This window comes from Pantoea sp. ANP04 (assembly GCF_041982285.1).
Taxonomy (GTDB): domain Bacteria; phylum Pseudomonadota; class Gammaproteobacteria; order Enterobacterales; family Enterobacteriaceae; genus Pantoea; species Pantoea eucalypti.
In genome coordinates this window covers 162269-182820 of the sequence record NZ_JAUTYS010000002.1, presented here as the reverse complement: position 1 = coordinate 182820, position 20552 = coordinate 162269, and the positions used below count along the sequence as shown (strand labels likewise).

The 20552-nt window shown below is 48.9% G+C and carries 20 protein-coding genes and 1 pseudogene; 10 read left to right on the top strand and 11 right to left on the bottom strand.

What is annotated here, in order from left to right; all coding sequences use genetic code 11:
* Positions 1-964: 964 nt before the first annotated feature.
* The 5 genes from Q7C21_RS03245 to Q7C21_RS03225 all read right to left on the bottom strand — a co-directional run bounded on the left by Q7C21_RS03245 (position 965) and on the right by Q7C21_RS03225 (position 3097).
* Positions 965-1282, bottom strand: coding sequence for a hypothetical protein (locus tag Q7C21_RS03245; protein ID WP_008924574.1), 318 nt, complete (start codon positions 1280-1282; stop codon positions 965-967).
* Positions 1283-1416: 134 nt separating this feature from the next.
* Positions 1417-1797 carry a hypothetical protein gene (locus Q7C21_RS03240; protein ID WP_008924575.1) on the bottom strand — a complete coding sequence of 127 codons (381 nt, stop codon included), beginning with the start codon at positions 1795-1797 and terminating at the stop codon, positions 1417-1419.
* 442 nt (positions 1798-2239) lie between these two features.
* Positions 2240-2533, bottom strand: coding sequence for a hypothetical protein (locus Q7C21_RS03235; RefSeq protein ID WP_337028624.1), 294 nt, complete (start codon positions 2531-2533; stop codon positions 2240-2242).
* Between the two features lie 35 nt (positions 2534-2568).
* Positions 2569-2760: a hypothetical protein gene (locus tag Q7C21_RS03230; RefSeq protein ID WP_033761272.1), complete on the bottom strand. Its 192-nt coding sequence runs from the start codon at positions 2758-2760 to the stop codon at positions 2569-2571.
* Between the two features lie 73 nt (positions 2761-2833).
* Entirely contained in the window at positions 2834-3097 is a 264-nt protein-coding gene (locus Q7C21_RS03225) for a hypothetical protein (RefSeq protein WP_375150381.1), read from the bottom strand.
* A 932-nt stretch (positions 3098-4029) separates the two neighbouring features.
* Between Q7C21_RS03225 and Q7C21_RS03220 the strand changes: the two genes are divergently transcribed.
* Positions 4030-5688: a hypothetical protein gene (locus Q7C21_RS03220; protein ID WP_375150380.1), complete on the top strand. Its 1659-nt coding sequence runs from the start codon at positions 4030-4032 to the stop codon at positions 5686-5688.
* Positions 5689-5717: 29 nt separating this feature from the next.
* Entirely contained in the window at positions 5718-6134 is a 417-nt protein-coding gene (locus tag Q7C21_RS03215) for a hypothetical protein (RefSeq protein ID WP_375150379.1), read from the top strand.
* A gap of 47 nt (positions 6135-6181) precedes the next feature.
* Here the strand turns inward: Q7C21_RS03215 and Q7C21_RS03210 are convergent, their stop codons facing one another.
* On the bottom strand, positions 6182-6526 hold the full coding sequence (locus Q7C21_RS03210) for a hypothetical protein (RefSeq protein ID WP_313044942.1): 345 nt from the start codon (positions 6524-6526) through the stop codon (positions 6182-6184).
* 1211 nt (positions 6527-7737) lie between these two features.
* On the opposite strand from Q7C21_RS03210, the gene Q7C21_RS03205 reads away from it, so the two are divergent.
* The 4 genes and pseudogenes from Q7C21_RS03205 (at position 7738) to Q7C21_RS03190 (ending at position 10639) form a co-directional block, all read left to right on the top strand.
* Positions 7738-7935, top strand: coding sequence for a hypothetical protein (locus Q7C21_RS03205; protein WP_110411919.1), 198 nt, complete (start codon positions 7738-7740; stop codon positions 7933-7935).
* Positions 7901-8152: pseudogene (locus Q7C21_RS03200) on the top strand (DUF4113 domain-containing protein); the annotation flags it as partial. The gene Q7C21_RS03205 and the pseudogene Q7C21_RS03200, both read left to right, overlap by 35 nt.
* Positions 8153-8532: 380 nt before the next feature.
* Positions 8533-9273, top strand: a complete 741-nt coding sequence (locus Q7C21_RS03195; protein WP_008924582.1) for a nitroreductase family protein — start codon at positions 8533-8535, stop codon at positions 9271-9273.
* Positions 9274-9436: 163 nt separating this feature from the next.
* Positions 9437-10639: an MFS transporter gene (locus Q7C21_RS03190; protein WP_008924583.1), complete on the top strand. Its 1203-nt coding sequence runs from the start codon at positions 9437-9439 to the stop codon at positions 10637-10639.
* A 63-nt stretch (positions 10640-10702) separates the two neighbouring features.
* On the opposite strand, the gene Q7C21_RS03185 is transcribed toward Q7C21_RS03190, so the two are convergent.
* Together Q7C21_RS03185 and Q7C21_RS03180 are read right to left on the bottom strand one after the other, a co-directional pair.
* A complete protein-coding gene (locus Q7C21_RS03185) occupies positions 10703-10918 on the bottom strand; it encodes a YdgH/BhsA/McbA-like domain containing protein (protein ID WP_003848189.1) in 216 nt (71 codons plus the stop codon).
* Positions 10919-11027: 109 nt separating this feature from the next.
* Positions 11028-11945 carry a LysR substrate-binding domain-containing protein gene (locus Q7C21_RS03180; protein ID WP_003848191.1) on the bottom strand — a complete coding sequence of 306 codons (918 nt, stop codon included), beginning with the start codon at positions 11943-11945 and terminating at the stop codon, positions 11028-11030.
* Positions 11946-12106: 161 nt separating this feature from the next.
* Here Q7C21_RS03180 and Q7C21_RS03175 point away from each other — a divergent pair, with 161 nt between their 5' ends.
* Positions 12107-12787 carry a type 1 glutamine amidotransferase domain-containing protein gene (locus Q7C21_RS03175; RefSeq protein ID WP_008924585.1) on the top strand — a complete coding sequence of 227 codons (681 nt, stop codon included), beginning with the start codon at positions 12107-12109 and terminating at the stop codon, positions 12785-12787.
* Between the two features lie 1129 nt (positions 12788-13916).
* Positions 13917-14441 (top strand): phenolic acid decarboxylase, encoded by a 525-nt coding sequence (locus tag Q7C21_RS03170; RefSeq protein WP_003854933.1) that lies wholly within the window; start codon positions 13917-13919, stop codon positions 14439-14441.
* A gap of 17 nt (positions 14442-14458) precedes the next feature.
* On the opposite strand, the gene clcA is transcribed toward Q7C21_RS03170, so the two are convergent.
* Both clcA and Q7C21_RS03160 read right to left on the bottom strand, forming a co-directional pair.
* Positions 14459-15850 carry a H(+)/Cl(-) exchange transporter ClcA gene (clcA, locus tag Q7C21_RS03165; protein WP_375150378.1) on the bottom strand — a complete coding sequence of 464 codons (1392 nt, stop codon included), beginning with the start codon at positions 15848-15850 and terminating at the stop codon, positions 14459-14461.
* Between the two features lie 93 nt (positions 15851-15943).
* The gene (locus tag Q7C21_RS03160; RefSeq protein ID WP_375150377.1) at positions 15944-16252 is read right to left on the bottom strand and encodes a YicS family protein; all 309 of its coding nucleotides are present in this window, start codon (positions 16250-16252) and stop codon (positions 15944-15946) included.
* 163 nt (positions 16253-16415) lie between these two features.
* On the opposite strand from Q7C21_RS03160, the gene Q7C21_RS03155 reads away from it, so the two are divergent.
* Entirely contained in the window at positions 16416-17642 is a 1227-nt protein-coding gene (locus Q7C21_RS03155; protein WP_008924587.1) for an FAD-dependent oxidoreductase, read from the top strand.
* Between the two features lie 151 nt (positions 17643-17793).
* Complete coding sequence (locus tag Q7C21_RS03150) at positions 17794-19566, top strand: EAL domain-containing protein (RefSeq protein WP_375150376.1); 1773 nt, start codon at positions 17794-17796, stop codon at positions 19564-19566.
* Positions 19567-19599: 33 nt separating this feature from the next.
* Here the strand turns inward: Q7C21_RS03150 and Q7C21_RS03145 are convergent, their stop codons facing one another.
* Positions 19600-20535, bottom strand: a complete 936-nt coding sequence (locus Q7C21_RS03145) for an ABC transporter substrate-binding protein (RefSeq protein WP_003854946.1) — start codon at positions 20533-20535, stop codon at positions 19600-19602.
* Between the last annotated feature and the right edge of the window lie 17 nt (positions 20536-20552).

The window sequence follows — 20552 nt, the reverse complement described above, 5'->3', positions numbered from 1 at the left end:
CTGCGCTATATAACAGTTTCTATTCCATCTGTTTTCTTTCGATTCCCGGCTATTCCGTATATTCACGTGATAGCTGGCGAATCGCATAAAAAACAGGTAATTGATGAGTTTTTGTATTCCGCAGTATTCCAGGTGTTTCTCTTCACTTACTCTTTTTACGTGTACATAATGATGTACATAATTCCCAACCTCCAAAGAATCTATAGCACTCTCAGATGCTGCCCTGAGTTCAATGCCGGGCAAGGAATATGAAAAAGTTCAGGTGAAAACGGATCGCGACGGATTATCTGTCCGGATATCACGTAAAGGCCGAATGATGATTCAATACCGTTATCGCTGGAATGGGCAGGATGAACGTGTCGATATCGGCACCTATGCCCATCGAATACGTGATCAGTTCGTGGCGGGAAAATAGGTCGTCGAAAACAAGAGTGATTATCAGCAGGCATTGCGATCATTTGAACTGCACCTTTTTCCACAACCATGCTGTGTTCCCCATGAGAATGCGCCAGTCAGTATGTGGTCAGACGTACTGGAACTTAAATGATCTGCGCCGCACTGACTTGTTATGGTGGATACGAGTTACGGTGAGGGTGACTCTCGATGCGGGCGCAATCTTCGTGATAGTGCAGGATGTCGCATGTGCGAAACGTCAGACGGCTGCGGCGTACCGGTACCGGGAATATCTGAACCCGTCTTCAGATAATAAAAAACCCCGCAGGGCGGGATTCATTGTTTATCTTTATCGCGATTATCCTGCTCCTGCTTCCATTCAAGGCCGCACTTTCTGCAGGACCATTTCCGATCCGGCTCTTTTTGGGGGCCCGGATAGTTGCAGAAAGGACATGTTCTCGGTTTGTAGGCTATTTTCATTACTCCTTCTGTTATACAGAGTCTGGTTTTCCAGGGAAGTTCATCTTCTGATAACCCCGAAAATTTAGCCGCGCAGACGTTAAAAAGTGTCTCAGTGAGCAGCCTTTGATGATTTACCTGTTTCGTAATTTCGTCTTTTTCCAATCATCCTAATGTAGAAGTCATAAAGCTCTTTGCGCATGTGCTGCTTCATTTCATCAGGTAATGGCTCCTGCGACTTCTTCCACTCATCCAGTTCTGGCTTACAGGTAACATAGGCCTCATCAACGATTTCTTTTGGCGGAACTTCCGACTTAATGAATGGGATAGTGTGTTCATTCAGGCATTTTACTTCTGGCGTTTCGAACGACCGGTCATCCGCTATTACCATCATGGAAAGTAACATTCCGGATAAGAAAAGCCATCTCACTGTTTTTCTCCTTTGATAGATTGTGCAAGTGCCACCCGGATACTACAGCCCAACACTCGTGTAATACTTACTACACGTCTGAATCTAAGTTAATCCTGTCGCGTTCGTCTATACTTCATTCCCCTACATTTCCACTAATTACGCTTAACCCCATAGTCATAAAGAAGCTGCATCAGAACTATGCGCGGCATCTCTTTACTGGATATTCTGAAAGTATTCCTGAGTACAGAGACAATAGTAGCGCTGGAAAGCAGATTGCCTTTGTAATAAATAGACAACTTCTTACCAATGTTCTGCTTTGTGTTGACAAAGAGTTTTTTTCCACACTCATTTCTTAGTGTGAAATCAACATTTTCAGAATCAACCTCATCATTCGGCACGTAACTTATTGATTTTATACATCCTGGTGAGTATGTTTCCTTTGTACCATTTACTTCAAATATAAAACTACCGGGCCCGGCAACAGAGGCAAAAGGAGAGAGCAGGGCAGCGAGAAAAAGCGCGGATTTAAGCATGCAATATCCCCATTCGTAGCATTAAAAAATCATTATAAAACCATGAAGCTTAATGTGCACCTGCCATGCATTCTGGCTGATATCAGGTAGCAAAAAGTCCGGCTCATCTGTCAGCTGAATCAGTCATAACCGGTCTTATTCCGACCGCGTCCTTGCCTGTTAAAAATGTCCATCATTTCCGCCACCATGAGTGTGACCAGTATCAGTCCTGATGTCGTTTAAATACCTGTGCGTGCCCGCGATTAAAAAGCTGCTGCAGGTCTTACGCTCAGGCCACCACAGGCTCCGAGTTGTGCGATTTTGCCAGCCAGAATTTAACCAGAAAAGGAGTTCGGACGGGGGCAGCAAACGTTTTTCTTTCTTATGAGACTAAGCAGTTTACATTGGTATGAACGATTGGTCCGGTACCATTGAGGACATAATGGTACCGGCAGAGGATTTATTAAGAAACAAATGCTGATGCATCTATACTTAGTGTGTAAATATCAGCAGGTATGACCTGCTCCCCGTTGATTGAAGACGTCTGCATGGCCTCAGACAAAGATGACCTGTATAAATCAAGAAGATCTTGAGTTAGGGTTGATTTAGCTTTGAGATCTTCCTCATTAAACATAGATAAGTAGCCAAGGCATTTACCTGAAGCACCAACTTTATCAGTGCTTTTTTCTGCACCAATAACAGTCAAAGAAGTAATCATCATTGAAATAAAAGTTAAAGCTGGCGTTAATCTTTTCATTACTTAAAATCCATTTAGATTAATTGGTGCTTCTATCATGCGCGTGGAAGACTTGGCCACTTCTTGTAAGCGAAAACGTAGAGCATGATGAAATGGATACCTGGGAAGGAAAGCAACAGCGCCATCTTCCATCCGAAACCAGCTTTCTGAGCCATGCGGAAGCATGGGATAAACATCAGAAACCAGATGATCAATGATAGGGCTGCGAGAGGGTTTGGTTGTTCCATTGAGCGTTCTCCTTGAGTTACATACTTATGGTATCGACTGCCGGCCTAATCATTCACTGGGAATGAACACCGCTTATTGCTTGCGCATCAAATCAATCTGAGCAAGCAGGCGCTGTAATGTGTGAATGTTTTTGTGAAGCAGGTATTGCATTTCAACATCCCAGTCAGGGCATGTAGCAAGATAGGCATTGCACAGTTTTATGACAAAGTGAATTGCAGCTATTTCGTCCCGGCGGCAGTTTTCAGCTATTAAACGGAGTTGAGCATCACTAAGTGTTCCATGTGGCGTTTCAGCCCAGGCTTTTTTAAAGTGCCGGTAAATAGTATCAACTGACATGATCATCATTCACAAGAGTCACTCAGGCATGTTATTGATTATCGGCATACTGGCTGCAAACTTTAACTTTTCTTTTGCATATTCACTCTTTCAGCATAATCAAAAAAGCCCAGCGGAGTGGGCTTTGAGTACGGATTCCATACTATTAATCAGTGTCGCTTCTCATAATGGTTGCCGGTACGAGCATTTATATACTTACCATATTTATGAGAAGAGCCATGTCCGCCTGCATAATGACCACCGCGTGCAAAACTGACAGATGGTGCCAGGAGAGCCAGAGAGATTAGAGCCACGATTGTTTTTTTCATTTATGATTTTTAAACCTTGCCATATGGGAATACCCCATTGGCAATATACGCTTAAGTTTTGGAATAGGAATCCTGATAAAAAAACAGGTCTTTTCGCAGTGACTGGAATTTGTGAATGCTCAAATGATGAGCCGGAATCGATGGTGTAAAGTGTCTGGTTCTGGCAGATAAAACGGAAATGCAGAGCCGAAAAATGCGTATGATAATTAAACGCAGATAGCTGGCTGGTTCAATTAAAGACTTAGTTATAAAAGGAATTATTTGGCATGGATTACGGCTATTGGTTCACTGTAATTGCAATTTTTGTCACTGGGCTTGTAATGGTTATGCAAGCAATCAGTTATTACCGAACTGGTGTCTACACCAAGACTTTCAAAGGCACGTCCAGATGCGAGCTTATCAAGAGGGCTGACCGGCCTCACGCATACTGGTTCAATCTTAGCTTGCATATGCTCGCTGGTGTTGGAGGGGTTTACTTCAGTCTATGGTTTTTGCAATTCGATCCAACAGTGAAGGAGTGGTATGAGGCTCTTATAGAGTCCCTGTCGCACCGAATTTTGATGTTATTTTCTTAAAACCCGACCCGCTCCGGCAGGTTTTTTATGCCCGTAAATTGAGGTTCCTATGGATGTTAAGGCTTACCGTGTAGCCGTGCGGCTGGCGCTGGATGACCAGATTACGCGCAACCTGCTGCAGGTGAGCCGTGATGCGATTGAACTGAACAAGAAGTTCCTCACCATCACCAGGAACATTAAAGCACTGACCAGTGCGGCACGCGAGGCGACATCTGCGCTGCGGGCACTCAATCGCTCCCTCAATAATATGTTCTCTGGTGCGTCACGCGGCGCGCGTGAGTATGCCGGTGCCATCCGCGAGATTGCCTACCAGACACAGCGCATCAACCGGGCCTCCCGTAATGTGCCACTGCTGGCGGGCAGCTACGGTGCAGCCATAACGTTGCCCGTTCGGGCTGCTGCTGGTGCCGCGGCTGCAGGGGGCAGCAGTGGATATGGGAACCATGGCGGAGGACCTGCGCTGCCTCCTCCTGCAGGAAACAGTCGCTGGTGGCATGGCTGGAATAACGGCGTCCCTCCTGGTGGATGGGGTGGCTCTGGCCACGGCGGTGGTAATGGCCGGCCACCAGGTGGAGGCTCATATTCAGCCGGTATGACCAACCTGGCCACCGGCTATCTGGGCTTCAGCATGCTGAAGGGTTTTGTTGACGAGGCTGCCCGGTTCCAGACCATGACTGAGAAGTTCAGACAGTTCGGCATGAGTCAGGCGACCACAGAGGAAGCAATGCATTTTGCCGAAACCACGTGGGTCCGTGGCTCATCGGCTACTGACATGCTGAAGTATCTGGTGGAGGCGCAGGGCGTATTCAGCGAATCCGGCATGAAGTCTGTGGAGGAGCAGCTGCGCGCGGCGAAACTGGCTGCCCCCGTGCTGGCGCGTATCACATTCGCCTCACGCGTTCTGGATGAGCACCAGCGCGAAGCCACGGTTGCGAAGCAGATGGATATGCTGCGCTTTACTGAGACCGCGGGCGGCCTGAAAAGCCCTGAGCGGATTAACCGACTCATTGACGCTGCCTTCCGCGCAATCCAGTCCTCCGGGGGCAATGTCGATTTCACCCAGTGTCAGTTTATGGCCAAAGCCGGCACTGCTGCGTTCGGTCTGAGCAATAAAGCGTTGTTTGCCGAGCTTGAGCCGATTATCGGCGAGCTTAAGGGCAGCTCAGCGGGTGATGCGCTGATGACCGCTTACAACCGGTTAAACGGCATTATCAAATTACCTAATCAGGTCACGCATGACCTCATGAAAATGGGTATATGGGATGCCAGCAAAATTGAGCTCAACGGCCTGGAAGGCATAAAGCGCTTCCGTGGCAACCCGCTTATCAATGCTCAGCTCTTCAGCCAGTCGCCGGTTGAATACTATGAAAACGTCATCCTGCCCATCTATCGCCGTAATCATTGCACAGAAGAACAGAAGCAGCGTGAGAATGCCCTGATATTTGGGCGGACTGGCGGCAAGATGTTTAACCTTATTGACAAACAGCTTGAGACTATCCATCACCGTACCGACGCCTATGGCATCGTACGGGGACTGAATGACGCTTATGGTGTGGTCGGCGGCACCTATAACGGTAAGAAAATCGACTTTCAGAAAAAGTGGGAGAACCTGCAACTGGTGATGGGCAGGGATGGCGGCATGCTGGACACCTTCACACAGGGGCTGGATAACGATGCTGATTATCTGGTTTTCCATGTATTGTTATAAGCCAGAACTTGACTAAGAAGGAGTAAGACTTGTCACGCGATATCGGTATTTACATAGCTAAAAAAAACTTCCCTCTTACTTCTCTTCTTAGGGATTCAATCATTCATGCAGGGTTTCCCTGCGTACTGGATGATGAATTTGATCCTTTAACGTTCAGCGGCTTCTTACCTTGCCCTGTTAATGGTTCAATTTCAGGTTTCGAGTATTATGTACATGTAGTGGATAATGATGGTGAACTTAATGAGTTAAATGCTACCTTCGTTCCGGATTTAGCAATTGTTTTATCAACAGGCAGATATGAACTTGAGTGGGTCTCTGCCTTAGCGACGGCATCCTGTATTGCAAGTCTTGCAGGAGGGCTTGTAGTTGATTATTTAACCGGTAATCAATACTTTGCTGATGATGCGGTTAAATGGGCTAAAGCTGAGGTATCGAAAATACAATAGTAGACTGTTAGGGTTCAGTCTTTCGTAACCTGCTACCAATGGCACTGTCAGTTCACGCTGTTATCGCTGGAATCTACGCCGAGATTGCTACTGTTTCCACCATTGTTAGCAGAGCCGCTGTTCTGGCAACCTACATACCCTCCAATAGCACCTGGAACTCCGCCATAAACAGCCCCTTCAGCAGCCCCGGCACCCGCGCCTGCTACTACCCCTCCAGGGCCGCCAGCGAGGCCCGTGACACCGCCACGGATAGCACCGGCCACAGCACCACCCGTTGCACCGTTAACACCCCCTTTAATCGCGGCGTTGGTGCATTTTGTCCCTTCGTAACCTGAGTTAGCATTACCGCCAGAGACGATATTACTTTCATTTTCGGTCAGTTCTCTAAGCATGTCATTTATCCTCTTTTTGAAACTAATTTTGTTACCATCACGTTTGAGATAATTACTGCTACAGCAACTATTAATGAAATGGATAAAGAAGGATGTGAAACGTAAAAAGCACTTTTCGAAATGAACTTAACAATTACAGCTGTAATCGCAACGCAAAAAATTAAAGTAAGTATCTTCTCTTGGATAACTGATTTCATAGTCAAGTCCTCATATTCGCGTAAATAGTATTAACAAAAAGATTACATATAAAGAGTAATTAGTTGACAATATGGCGACGTTTTGAAAGAAATGCATACAAAATGTTAACGGTATTTTTTGGAAAGCTTAGTGAAAAATCTTTTACACCGTTGATTTTTATGGTTATTTATTAAATTTAATTCCAGGCTGGCCCCGTCTTTCTGGAAAGTGTCGCAATATTTTTTGTAATCATGATGACGGGAGATTATCAAATGCGGTTCATATTAACTGAATCTTTCAGGAACTATGAATGTCCGCTCTAAATCAAAAGCGAGCGTTTCCGAAGTGAAGTTTTGTTGCTCTTACAGACTGCAATCATGCGCTTTCAAAAGACTTATGTCATACATGGCTAATTGAAACGATTATACCAAAGCCGATCAACAGCAGGCTGAATGAATACTTTTGGATTCGTTGCAAATGACGGCTTTTCCAAAAAGCGGCCATACAAAACGATTACTCCCGCCGAATCACCTCTAATGATTTTGTAAATGCGCAGAGAAAAAATTTATGGGTAAGGTAAATTGTCCGCTTCTCGCTCTTTGCAGACTAAAGCAGTAGTAAAATTTGCGACGGAATAAATAACCTGCAAGCCATCTATTTATTCTGCGGGGTCGGTTTTGCGTTGGTAAGCCATCATTGGAGCGGCAATTTAACGGAAGGCATAAAAAAACCCGCGTTACACGGGCGTAAAGTTGTTCAATTGGGGCAAACCATCTATCAGCCCTGGCTGATAACACGGAGGATACACATAACGCCATTATTAGGAAATAGACGTTCAACAATTTATTTCGATTGACTCAGGTTGCAAAGTCAGCTTCGGATATCATGCCTTTAGGATGGCCTCATAACGACCGTCAGATAAAAATTCAGCGCCATCAGACCCTTTACAAATCTGTTGTAAGCTTCGCCTTGATCAAACCTGCCAACTGCAATTACTGTTTATCCATACAGTATTAATCAAAGGGGGAATTATCATGCCACGCGACTACGAAATCATGATGGCTTTCAGGCAGGCGATTAAGCGCGATGCTGAAGGCCGATTCACCATCAGCACACTCGACTTTGTAAAAGAGCCTGGCCAGATGAACTGGCATTACACACTTAACTCTGCGAATAAGTGGATAGAGACACACACGACACCGGCATATGAAAGCGGGCGTGATGTTTGGTGACTTCTTCAGCCAGGGGGTGGCTCAGCTAAGTCTGTTTGACGAATATCAGCCGCAGGCGAATAGCGAAGCTCTGATGCGGGTGATTGATGGGCTCAACCAGAGCGGCAAGGCCAGTCTTTTTTTTGCAGGGCAGGGTATCCAGAAATCCTGGTCAATGAAGCGGGATATGCTTTCACCGGCATATATCACAAGGGTTTCGGACCTGCCGGTGGTGTGATGATTATTTCGCATTTTCACGTGTAGTGGCATGGAGATACGCAATAGTTTATTACTGCCAAAACAGGGTGGCTCAATCTGTTTGTGGCTTTCGCCCTCTGTCATGCCTGGTTCACTGGTCCAATTATCGCGCATCATGAGACAGTCGACGGACCGGGGCGTAAGGGGATCATTTTGCCGGGAAACGTTACTGCCACGATTGAAACGGCAAATGATCCGTAAGGTTTACAATCTAAATCTGGTGACTTCGCCATAGATTTCAAAAGTGTACATAGACATGTACATGATAAAAAGCAGTTACAAAAGCCCGCCCAAAAACCCTCGAATTACCAAGCATGTATGCGCTGTGCTGTTATAGTTGCGCTTTATATGGGAGGAACCATGAGCGAACTGATTGATATTTTTACAAGTCATAAAAGTGAACGCAGTTTCACTGAGCAACCTGTCGATGAAGCGGTACTGGATCGTATAATTAGTACCGCTTACCGCGCACCAACATCAGTAAACTCGCAGCAGGTTTCTGTTGTCATTACCCGTGATGCCGGACGTCGTGCCGAGATCGCTGCCATCGCGGGCGGTCAGCCGTGGATCGCCAAAGCACCCGTGTTTATCACCTTTGTGCTGGATATGCATAAATCAGCGGTCGGCATGGCCGCTGTCGATCAGCAGCAGATCGCTCATCAGAGTATTGAGAGTATCGTATCGGGTTCAACCGATATCGGCATTGCGCTGGGGTCAGTGATGGCCGCGGCACGTGCAGAAGGTCTGGGCATTGTGCCGATTGGTGGTATCCGTCGCGATCCGCAGGCAATGATCTCACTGCTCAATCTTCCACCGATGACCTTCCCGGTTGCCGGCGTGGTAATCGGTCACGTTGACCAGCCAGCTCACCAGAAACCACGTCTGCCGCTGGCCACTTTCCGCCACGATGAGACCTACCAGACTCAGGGTCTGGAGCAGCAGATTGCGGCTTATAATGAAGAAATGGTTCAGCACTGGAAAAACATCGGACGTGATGACGGTGAGAGCTGGAGCGAGAGCGTCAGCGGTTATTACAAGAACATCTATTTCCCGGCTGTACTGCCCGCACTGCTGAAGCAGGGTTTCGGCACAGATAAATAATTAACTCTTTGTTGAGTGAAACGCAGGGCCACTCGCACACCGTTGCGGGTGGCCTTTTTCATTTTGTTACTATAACGAAATGTGACTTTCCAGGTTGTAACACATAATTTCCCTGTTAACCGAAGCGCAACTGCCTTTAACACTTACTTTCCAGGGAAATTACATGTCTCAGCGTTCACTTTATGCGCTCTGTTTAATGAGCTTTTTTCTGGCCGATGTCCGCGATGGTCTGGGGCCCTTTCTGGGGATATTTTTAACGGAACGACACTGGCGACCAGACGAAATTGGTCTGGTGATGACCTGTGGCGGAATAGCCGGATTACTTGCCACCCTGCCTGCGGGCATCGCTGCCGATGCAACCCGCCATAAAAAAATGATTGTGCTGCTGGGCTGCCTTGTCATCACCGTTGCCACGCTGCTGCTGTGGTACAGCAATCAGACATGGACGGCGATGGTCTCACAAATCGTGGCAGGTATTGCGGCGGCCTTCATCGGCCCGACCGTTGCGGGAATTACCCTGGGTCTGACCGGTCAGCGTGGTTTTAACCATCAGATGGGACGCAACGAAGCCTTTAACCATGGCGGTAATACCATTGCTGCACTGCTGGCGGGTTTCTCAGCGTGGTACTGGGGAATGGGGGCGGTCTTTATTCTGATGACCGTGATGGCGGTTTTCGCAGCCTTCGCAACGCTGGCGATTCGCGGTGACGAAATCGATAACGATGTGGCGCGTGGGTATGAAAAACAGGAAGAGCGACAGCCTGCGCTCAACTTATCGATGCTGATACGTAAACCCGCGCTCATGATAGCTGGCGTGACGTTACTGCTGTTTCATCTTGCCAATGCCGCGTTGCTGCCGATGCTGAGCATGCGCGTTGCTTCGGCTGGGGGCCAGGCGGCAGTAAGTCCGGGGCTGTATGCGGCGGCAACGGTGGTGATTTCACAACTGGTAATGATCCCGGTTGCGCTGTGGGTGTCAAAGCGCGTTGAAACGCAGGGTTATCGTCTTTTCATTATGGTTGCGCTGATGATTTTACCGCTGCGCGCGGTGATTGCGGCAGGTTTTGCCGAGCCGATTTTTGTTATTCCGGTTCAGGTGCTGGATGGTATTGCGGCTGGAATTCTCGGTGTGGCGGTGCCTGGCTACATTGTTACGTTGATGCGCGGCACGGGGCATGTTAACGCCGGACAGAGCGTCATTATGCTGATGCAGGGTGTAGGTGCTGCGTTGAGTCCTGCCATGACCGGCATGATCGCCGCACGTTATTCCTATAGCACGGCGTTTGCGGTACTCGGAGCGATAGCGCTGGCCGCGCTGATTTTATGGTGGCGTACCGGCAGTTCACACGCCACCCGTCTTGCCTGATCGGGCACAAAAAAGGCTGCCCGTTGGGCAGCCTCTCCTGGCAAATCCGTTTGCGACCATCCGTTATTTATACAGTTCTGCGGTCATGTGAACACGGTTATTGGTGTTCGCTTCCGTAATTTTGTACTGCGCGCCCTGTTCCTGAGCCTGAGCAGCGATTTTAGATTCTGCGCCATCCAGTGTGGATGAGGTCACAGAAACAGTCTCAGCAAAGCTACCAAACGAGATCATTGAGAGTGCAGCGATAGCGGCGATAGAGAGTGCTTTTACGTTTTTCATGGTCATATTCCTGAGTGATGAATGGGGAGGGTGTCTGCCTCCGATGGGAATAATACTAACTCAGGTTATCATATCGTTATTAACTATTAGTGCGGCAATGGTGATCATGCTAATTGTTTGTCTGTGAGTCAGAAAGCTCCCGTGCCGTTTCCATGATTAACGTCCTGAACCAGCGATGGGCTGGATCGCTGCGATAACGTGTATGCCAGCCCATTTCCACAGGAAACGTGCCGAGATCGACAGGTGCGGGAACAATTTTGAGTCGCGGATCCCGGGAAAGGTGCTGACAGATCAGACGTGGCAGGGTGGCGCAATAGTCTGTGACTGCAATCATTTCTGGCACGGCGAGAAAATGTGTCACGGATACGGCAACCTGACGACGCAGACCGCGCTGTTCAAGCGCCTGATACAATCCTGCACGCATACGGCCAGGTGGCAGAACATTGACGTGTTTAAGCTGCTCATACTGTTCGGCACTGAAGCTATCGCCTGCAAACGGATGATCTGCGCGTAATACACAGGCCAGACTCTCATTCATCAGGTGCTGCACCACCAGATTATCGGGAGGATCAACGATTCGACCCAGCACCATATCGGTGTTGCCGGAAATTACGCCGGTTTCGGTGACGTCATTGCCAAAAGGGGTGAGGCGAAGCCTGACATTAGGTGCTGAAGTCCGCAGGCGAGCCACAATGGCAGGCATCATGATGAATTCAACGTAGCTATTCGGTGCGAGAGTAAATAGCCGTGTGGCATGAAGGGGATCAAAATCCTGCTGGCCCAGAATCACTTTATCAATGGATGACAACGCCGATCCAACCACCTGAGCCAGCTGTTCGGCTTTTGGTGTCGGGCGCATCCCATAACGTTCACGAATGAATAGCGGATCGTTGAGTGTCTCACGAAGCCGGTTCAGTGCATTAGATAGCGCCGGCTGGGTGATACCCAGTCGTTCTGCTGCGCGAGTAACGTTACGCTCTTCCATCATGACCAGCAAAACTGGCAGTAAATTCAAATCGTATTTCATTGAGCTATAATGCTATGTGAATAGCTGAAATTGAAGAGATAAATTTCATAAATATTCTTAAGCCCGCCATGATTAATGGGTCAACGCCGTGACTGGCGGCTTACACGCAGATTTTGAATATTCTTACACCTGAAACCGACTGACTGTTATATGGAGCGTAAATGAAAATTTTAATGGTTTTGACCTCGCATGATGAGTTGGGTACCACTGGCAAGAAGACCGGTTTCTGGCTGGAAGAACTTGCCGCGCCTTACTATGCCTTTCTTGATGCGGGTGCTGACATTACGCTGGCGTCGCCAAAAGGCGGACAGCCGCCACTTGATCCAAAAAGTGATGAGCCCGATTCTCAGACCGATGAGACCCGTCGCTTCCATGCTGATTCTGCTGCTCAGGCTGCGCTGGCTTCGACTGTCAGACTTGATACGGTGAACCAGGATGCATTTGATGCCGTCTTCTATCCTGGCGGTCATGGACCGTTGTGGGATCTGGCAAATGACAAACACTCCATTTCATTGATCGAACAAACGCTGCAGGCTGGCAAACCGGTTGCACTGGTTTGTCATGCTCCCGGTGTCCTGCGTGATGTGAAAAATGCGGATGGCACGCCTCTGGTTAAAGGCAAAAAAGTTACTGGCTTCACAAACAGTGAAGAAGAGGGCGTTGGCCTGACGGACGTAGTACCGTTCCTGGTAGAAGATGCATTAAAACAGAATGGCGGTATCTACTCACGTGGCGATGACTGGCAGTCCTACACGGTTCAGGATGGCCTGCTGATTACTGGTCAGAATCCGGGTTCATCGGCTGAGACCGCAAAAGTGTTGCTGGCAAACCTGAAAAAATAAAGCAGGTTTTGGCATACACTGATTGAGGGGCGCCTGCGGGCGCCTTTTTTATTACCGCCGTGCGTGGAAAATAAATAGTGACCTGCTGAATTATTTATATCGAATAGATTAGGCTTCAATTATTCTTAACCTTTAGAGGAAATCTGCGGGCTTGTGCAGAGATTAAATAATTGGTAAACCCTTCTACTGCAGATATAAACATGTCTTTAATAACAGTGTTGACATCGTTTTTTATATGCGTAAAGTAGAACTCATCAGCGGCATGAAGCAGCCCTGATACACCAGAAACCTGTGGTGTTAAGCGTAAAAGGTGTCGACGAATATTGGTTCAACATCGTCGGCGGTTCTGTTAAACATTGTTCTTTGAAACTAAACATTAGTTAATGATAACCCTGTTAAATGGAGTCGAAGTAAGTTTTAAGGTGTTGTAATATGTAGTTTGCAGTATCGCGTCGCGATGATGTAAGGCCTCGTAGTTCTGAACGTTACGTTGCGACAGGATACGATTGCGGTTTAAACGTCGTAATGAAAGTAAGGCAACGCATCAAAGAGTATATATCGCGATGGGGGTGTACAGATTTATACGGGCCTGACCTGTCTTTGTCTCCTGAAAGACTATCAGGTGGTGAAAACCGCTAATGGTAATGACATTTTTCTTTCGTGATCATTATTATCCGCAGGATCTGTTCATAAATAGTAGTATCGAAGCAGTACCTTTCAATTAAGTTAGTTAATGGTAAACGTTAAATCTGTCGTACCTTAAAAGCCCTGGCTATTTCAGTCAGGGCTTTTATCATTTAGTGCCTCTGATATCAGCCCCCGATTTTAAGACTCAGATGTATACAGTCTTTCAGACTAATGACGACGACCCGTCAATTCATTTATCTTCAACAATGTATGACCGGTTTGAGAGGCTCTGCTTTATGTCTGGATGAATTCAATTCACTTGCGGTTTTATCAAATAAATAAAAAACGGTCCCCGATTTTTTATTTATCAGAAATATTTCTGGCAGCATATGGCAAAAAAAAGAATCTGCGCCATAGTCTAAATTCACTGACCTATTGTGCTAAAGCCTGTTTTTGACATTCATCCGTGCATTTCAAATGCGCTTTTTTAACAGAGGTTAACATGTCAGGAGAATCTCCAGAGAATATCGCCAGCGATCTGTCTGAGTTCATTGGCACGCATTTTGTTTATACCTATGATAATGGCTGGAAATATGAGTGGTATGCTCGCAATGAAACTACCTGTGACTACCGTATCCATCAGGGATTGGTAGGTGGTCGGTGGGTAACCAACCAGAAAATGCACGCGGTGCAATTTGCGCCAGGCATCTACAAAGTTGACTGGCATGAACCTACCGGCACCTGCGTCAGTCTGTTGTTTGATTTGAATCGCACTCTGCTTCATGGAACGATCTTCTTCCCACAATGGATTGCGGGGGAAGGCCAGCATCCGGAGAAAACCATCTGCTATCAGAATGACTTTATCGATGATATGCACCGCTTCCGCGATGAAGGTCCGGCCTATCCGTACGTAATTATTCCTGAGTTTGCGAAAGTGACTTACATGAAAAACGAAGGGCCTGATAACGATAGCGTAATCAATCAGGCACCTGGACAGATGCCGTCTGATTATTTTGATAATAAGTAACTAAGCCGTCTACCCGCTCACTGCGAGCGGGTAGCGTCTGCCTGACGCGCCAGCGTGCGGGCCAGAATAGATGAGTAGAGTGGTTTTCCTCCCAGGAACTGTGCCAGTAGCGTAGCGCCCAGACAGGTAATGATCATCGGCAATATCAGCTGATAGTTATCTGTCATTTCCAGTACCAGCACAATGCCGGTGAGTGGTGCTCTTACCGAAGCCGCGAACAGTGCGCCCATCCCTGCGATAGCAAAAGTACCCGCATCAAGATGGTAAAACGGAAACAGATCCGACATTGCCACCCCAAATGCTGTACCGAGTAGTGTCCCTAATGCCAGCATCGGGGCAAAGATACCGCCGGGTGCACCTGACCCAAAACAGAGCAGAGTCGTTATCAGCCTGACCAGGAAGATAACCAACAGCAGGGTGAACGGGAAGAGACCATGAACCGCCTGGGGAATCAGTTCAGAACCGCCGCCTGCGCCTGGAGCGAACAGAAGAGCCAGAATGCCGCAACCCCCGCCCAGCAATGCGCCTGCCAGTACCACACGTGCCGTTTTACCCGCGTAAAAGCGGGCAAAAAGATCCTGCGTGATGAATATCAGACGGTTAAATAAGACGCCGACCATACCGATAACCATACCCAGTATCAGATAGAGCCACAGCGTCTGCACTGGCGCATCAGCCAGCTTGCCAACGGAGATGACTGCCTGTTCGCCGTTGAAATAGCGAAACACGATGCTCGCCATAATGACGCCGGTAAACACAGCTTTAATCGAAATCAGGTTATAACGAAACTGCGGGCGCATCTCCTCGATGATAAACAGGATGCCCGCCAGCGGTGCATTAAAAGCAGCAGCCAGACCGGCGGCCGCACCGGTAGCCAGCAGCGTATGTCGGGCTTCATTACTGCGCATTCCCAGAATATCAATGACCATGCGTCCTATGTTCCCGCCCAGCTGTACCGTTGGGCCTTCCCGGCCCAGCACCATTCCGGCACCCAGCGTGCCCATGCCGCCAAAGAATTTCACGGGAATGACCCGCCACCACCGCACAGGTCTTAGCTCTTCAAGCGCCCCTTCAATTTCAGGAATGCCCGAGCCACCCGCTTCGGGAGCATAACGTCTGACGAGAAAATAGCCGACCATCGCCAGCAGAGCCGAGATGGCAAAGGCAGTGGCGTAGAGTATCCAGCCTTGTAACTGCCCTGAAGTCAGCGTGTCGGCACGCCACTGCTGGATGGTTTCAACGGCGCGTGCAAATGCCACGCCTGCCAGGCCAACCAGCGAACCGACCAGCGCAGCACAAAACAGCATCGCCAGCGGCGTTTTATCACGATAGAGAAGGGCGCGGAACATCCGGCTACGCGCTGCAATGGAGCGAGGAACATAAACCGGCTGCGGTGATTCTTCGTTCATTAAGACATTCTTGTTTAAACAAACCAGCGTGCCAGTTTACTGAGTGGTAAAGTGAAAACAAACGCCAGGATCAATTTCGCCTGAGGAAAAGTGTTACTCGGTTTGTGGTGGACAAACCACTTGTGCCACGCGTTCGCGATAGGCTGGATTGTCATGATTTTTCAGGGCCTGCACCGCTGCTTTTAATGTTGCCTGATTCTGTTCCATGTTCTGTTTATCATTGATAAACGTCTGCCGCAATTTTTCATCAGTTACGGCGGGCAATATCTGACACTTCTGGCGCAGATCATCCGTTATTTGCTGCTGCCGCAGAGCAAACTTCAGGGTGTCATACGGCGCGGCGACCACAACCAGTGGGCTTAACAGCGGCAAAATAAAAAGCGTATTGCGGATCACGTTCATGATGATCTCCTCACTGCTGAATCAATAATGGCCGTTCAGCAGCTTCGATTGGAATAAATCGCATTGAGTGATTAGTCTGAGCACAGCACCATCAACCGGTGGCGGTCATATCGCCACGGCTGACGCAATAATCATAGCAATACTGGCGCAACAGGGAGCTGATATGCAGCCACATTCCACTGAAATTCTCACCACTGACTGCTGTATTGTGGGTGGTGGTCCTGCGGGATTAATGCTGGGCTATCTTTTTGCCCGCGCGGGACTGCGTGTCATAGTGATCGAAAAGCACGCCGATTTTCTGCACGATTTTCGTGGTGATACCATCCACCCCTCGACGCTGGAAATTATGCATCAGCTCGAACTCCTGGACGCTTTCCTGAGGCTACCGCATCAGCGTGCTGAAAAGCTGGAGGCGGAGATAGCAGGAGAGAGCATTACAATGGCTGATTTCTCACGTTTGCCGGTTCAGTGTCGCTTTATTGCCTTTATGCCTCAGTGGGATTTCCTGAACTACATGGCAGAACAGAGCATCCGCTATCCCGGCTTCAGTCTGCTGCAATCAACGTCGTTTGAGTCGCTGAAATATGAGAATGGCACGGTCAGTGGCGTGACGGCTTCTCGTGGGAATCAGCAGCTGCATATCACATGTAAACTGGTGGTCGGTGCCGATGGCCGCCATTCCCGTGTGCGCGAAGCGGCCGGGCTGACGGGACAGGAATTTGGCGCAGCGCGCGATGTTATATGGTTCCGCTTAAGTAAGCAGCCACAGGATCCCGACATTGGGATGGGACATAAAGGACCCCGTCAGAACTTTATCGTTATCGATCGCGGTGATTACTGGCAGTGCGGGCTGACTATTCCGAAAGGAGAGTTTGAAGCGAAACAGGCTGCCGGACTCGACGCGTTTAAAGCAGAGGTTGTGGCACTATCACCTTTTGAAGCGACGCGCATGGCAGAAATCGAGAGCTGGGAGGCGTTTAAGCTGCTGTCGATACGTATTGACCGGCTGGATAAGTGGGCCAGACCCGGCGTGCTCTGTATTGGTGATGCGGCTCATGCCATGTCGCCAATTGGCGGGGTGGGTGTAAATCTGGCGATTCAGGATGCAGTTGCGACGGCCAACCTCCTGACGGAATCCCTGAAGCGGGGTGAACTGCAACTGCGCGATCTGGAAAATGTGCAGAAACGACGTCAGTTCCCTACCGTCGCCACGCAGTTTCTTCAGATTAAAATGAGTCGCAACAAAGCAAATAGAAAACCCTCGGGCAGTAGCAAGATTCCTGCGATTATCCGTCGCCTGCCATTCTTGCGTTTCGTGCTGGGACGCCTTATTGGTCTTGGCTTCAGGCCGGAGTCGCCACAGGTTGCGCGCGTGAAAGAAGAGCGTTAAATGGTTTCGACAGCGATCATATATCGTGCGACACTGTTTCGCTGTGAAAGTACTGTCAGATTGAGCCGTTATTTATCTGATAATTGGGCGTTAATTGAGCATTTGTAAGCTAAATTATTTCGATTTTTGCGCCTGCATAAGAGAGGTTTCAGTGCATAACGAGCAAAACGGCAGCGACTTAAAACGTCTCAGTGCAATTAAGGCACTTTTGTCACCAGATGAAGCACGGGACAAAGTGCTGGAGAGATTTGTTAATCTCGCCAGCCAGGTGCTGGGTATTTCAGGCAGTTTTATTTCGATTGTTGACGACCACAATCAGTATATTAAAGCCTCACGTAACTTTGATCTTAAGCAATCGACCCGTGATGAGTCTCTCTGCCGCCATGTTATTGATGGTGAAGGGCACCTGGTCGTGTATGACACCTTACTGGATGAGCGCTTTGTTACTCACCCGTTTGTTAAAGGCGACCCGCATATTCGCTTTTATGCCGGCGTTTCGCTGCAGAACCTCGACGGTGCCGTGCTGGGCACACTCTGTGTAACTGATACGCAGCCACATCCCTTTGCGGATGACAAACTCGTCACGCTGCGCTCACTGGCTACGCTGGTTTCCTCTTTTCTGGATGCCTGGAATAACGCGGGTTTTGCCGACGTTATTACGCATCTGCCGAATCGTCCCCGCCTGATTCGTGATATTCATCAACTGACCCTGACCGCGCCTCATAGCCGTTTTCGCCTGATTCTTATCGACTGTCTCGATATCATTCGCGCTTATGAACTTACGCGCGCGGTAGGCGTTGCGCCGATGGAAAAACTCCTGAAGCAGATGGCGCAGGATGTCGCACACCGGCTCAATCTGCCGGAGAATGAAACACTCTATTCGTTTGCACCTGGCCGTTTCGCCATCGTTCAGCCCTATTCGGATCGGTTTACAGCACACAATATGCCCGACCTGTTTAAAGGCATGAAGGCCGACCTGGCGGAAAACATTACGCTCGATCTGAATGTCTTTACTGGCGAAACAGAGTTTGTTCCGGGCCAGATGAATGCGAATGAAACGATACGTCAGGCCGTGAGCGCGCTGCATGAGGCCATTGATGAAAACATCAATGCAATGTCGTTTGACGAGAGTTACGACTCGCGGCGCACCGATGATTTTATGATCATGAACGATCTGGCTCAGGCGCTGAATAAAGATGAAGAGCTCTATCTGGCCTGGCAGCCTAAAGTGTGCCTCAGAACTGGTAAGACGGTCGGGCTGGAGGCGCTGATTCGCTGGAATCATCCTGAGCGAGGTGAGCTCTTTCCATCCGAATTTATTCCGTTAGCGGGTAAAACCAACCTGATTTCCGATCTGACCAACTGGGTTATCGATCACACCGTTGAACAACTGGCGCGCTGGAATCGCGAATATGATCTGATTCCGGTCTCAATCAACGTCAGTGAGCGCGATTTCGCCAGGCCCGATTTTGCCGATGAGCTGGTGGCTAAACTCGCGGCCGCTCAGTTGCCTAACGCTATCCTGGGCATTGAGTGTCTGGAGAATGAACTGATCACCAAAAGTGATGTGGCGATAAAAGGGCTGGAAGCGCTGAAATCTCACGGTTTTGTGATCTCACTGGATGATTTCGGCACCGGTTACAGCAACATTAGCTATTTGCAGGATATCCCGCTGGATGTGATTAAAATTGACCGGTCACTGATCTCGCGTATGGGTGAGGATGACGCATCGAAAATCATCGTCAGATGCATTATCCAGATGCTGAAAGAGCTGAATTATACCGTGCTGGCTGAAGGCGTCGAAACGGAAGCGACGCTGGGATTACTGAAAACCTACGGTTGCGATCAGATTCAGGGTTACTTCTTCTCAAAACCTCTGCCCGCCAGTGACATTGAACACTGGTTGTTTCAGAAGTCTCATTAATAACCTGCCCGCAGCGCTCGCTGCGGGCGCTTATCACTCACTGCCGATAGCGTAGCGCTGAACCGGCGTGATGCCTTTAATCAGCTTGTTATCAAACAGAAATTGCTCATAAGCCTGATAGCGTGCACGATCCAGTTTTGCCGGATCGGCGGCGAACAGCGGCAGCGTGGCACGCCATGCCTGATGGTTTAGCGGTGTATTCAGCTCAGGATGCTCGCGGGCAAAGATCAGCCAGTTCTCCTCAGGATGCGCCTGCAGCTCCGCATTTCCCTTCTTCAATGCCCGCAGAAACTTCTGAATCTTCTCCGAGTGCGCCTCGTCACGGTTGGCGACGATAATCAGCTCGTCATAAGCGGGAACACCATAATCCTCGACGTTAAGCACCACGGGTTCTTTGCCGGCAAGTTTCAACTCCAGCGCTTCAATATTGCGATAGCCGCCGATAACCGCATCTACCTGGCCGGTCATCAGGGCGCTGGTGAGCTGAAAATTAACGTTAATCAATTTGACCTGATCGGCTTTGACGCCGTCATGGGCCAGCATGGTCGCCAGCGTCGCCTGCTCAATGCCACTCACTGAATAGCCGATGCGTTTACCTTTTAAATCCGCCGGTTTTTTCACCGTTTTGTCTAACGTCATCAGTGTGTTCAATGGCGTGTCAATCAACGTGCCCACCCGCATCAGTGGCAATCCCTGATCGGCGAAGAAATGCAGCTGAGGCTGATAGGTAATGGCTAAGTCCGCCTGCTTTGCCGCGACCAGACGTGGCGGCAGGGCCGGATCGGAAGGCGGCACGATATTTACCTCCAGTCCTTCAGCGGCAAACGCGCCGGTCTGCTGCGCCACCATAATGGGCGCGTGATCGGGATTGATATACCAGTCGAGTACCAGCGTCAGTTTTTCCATCGCCTGAACCTGAGTGGTTAAGGTGGCGCTGAAGAGCAGGGTTAACAGGGGCAGTTTAGTCATGGGATTTCTCATTTTAA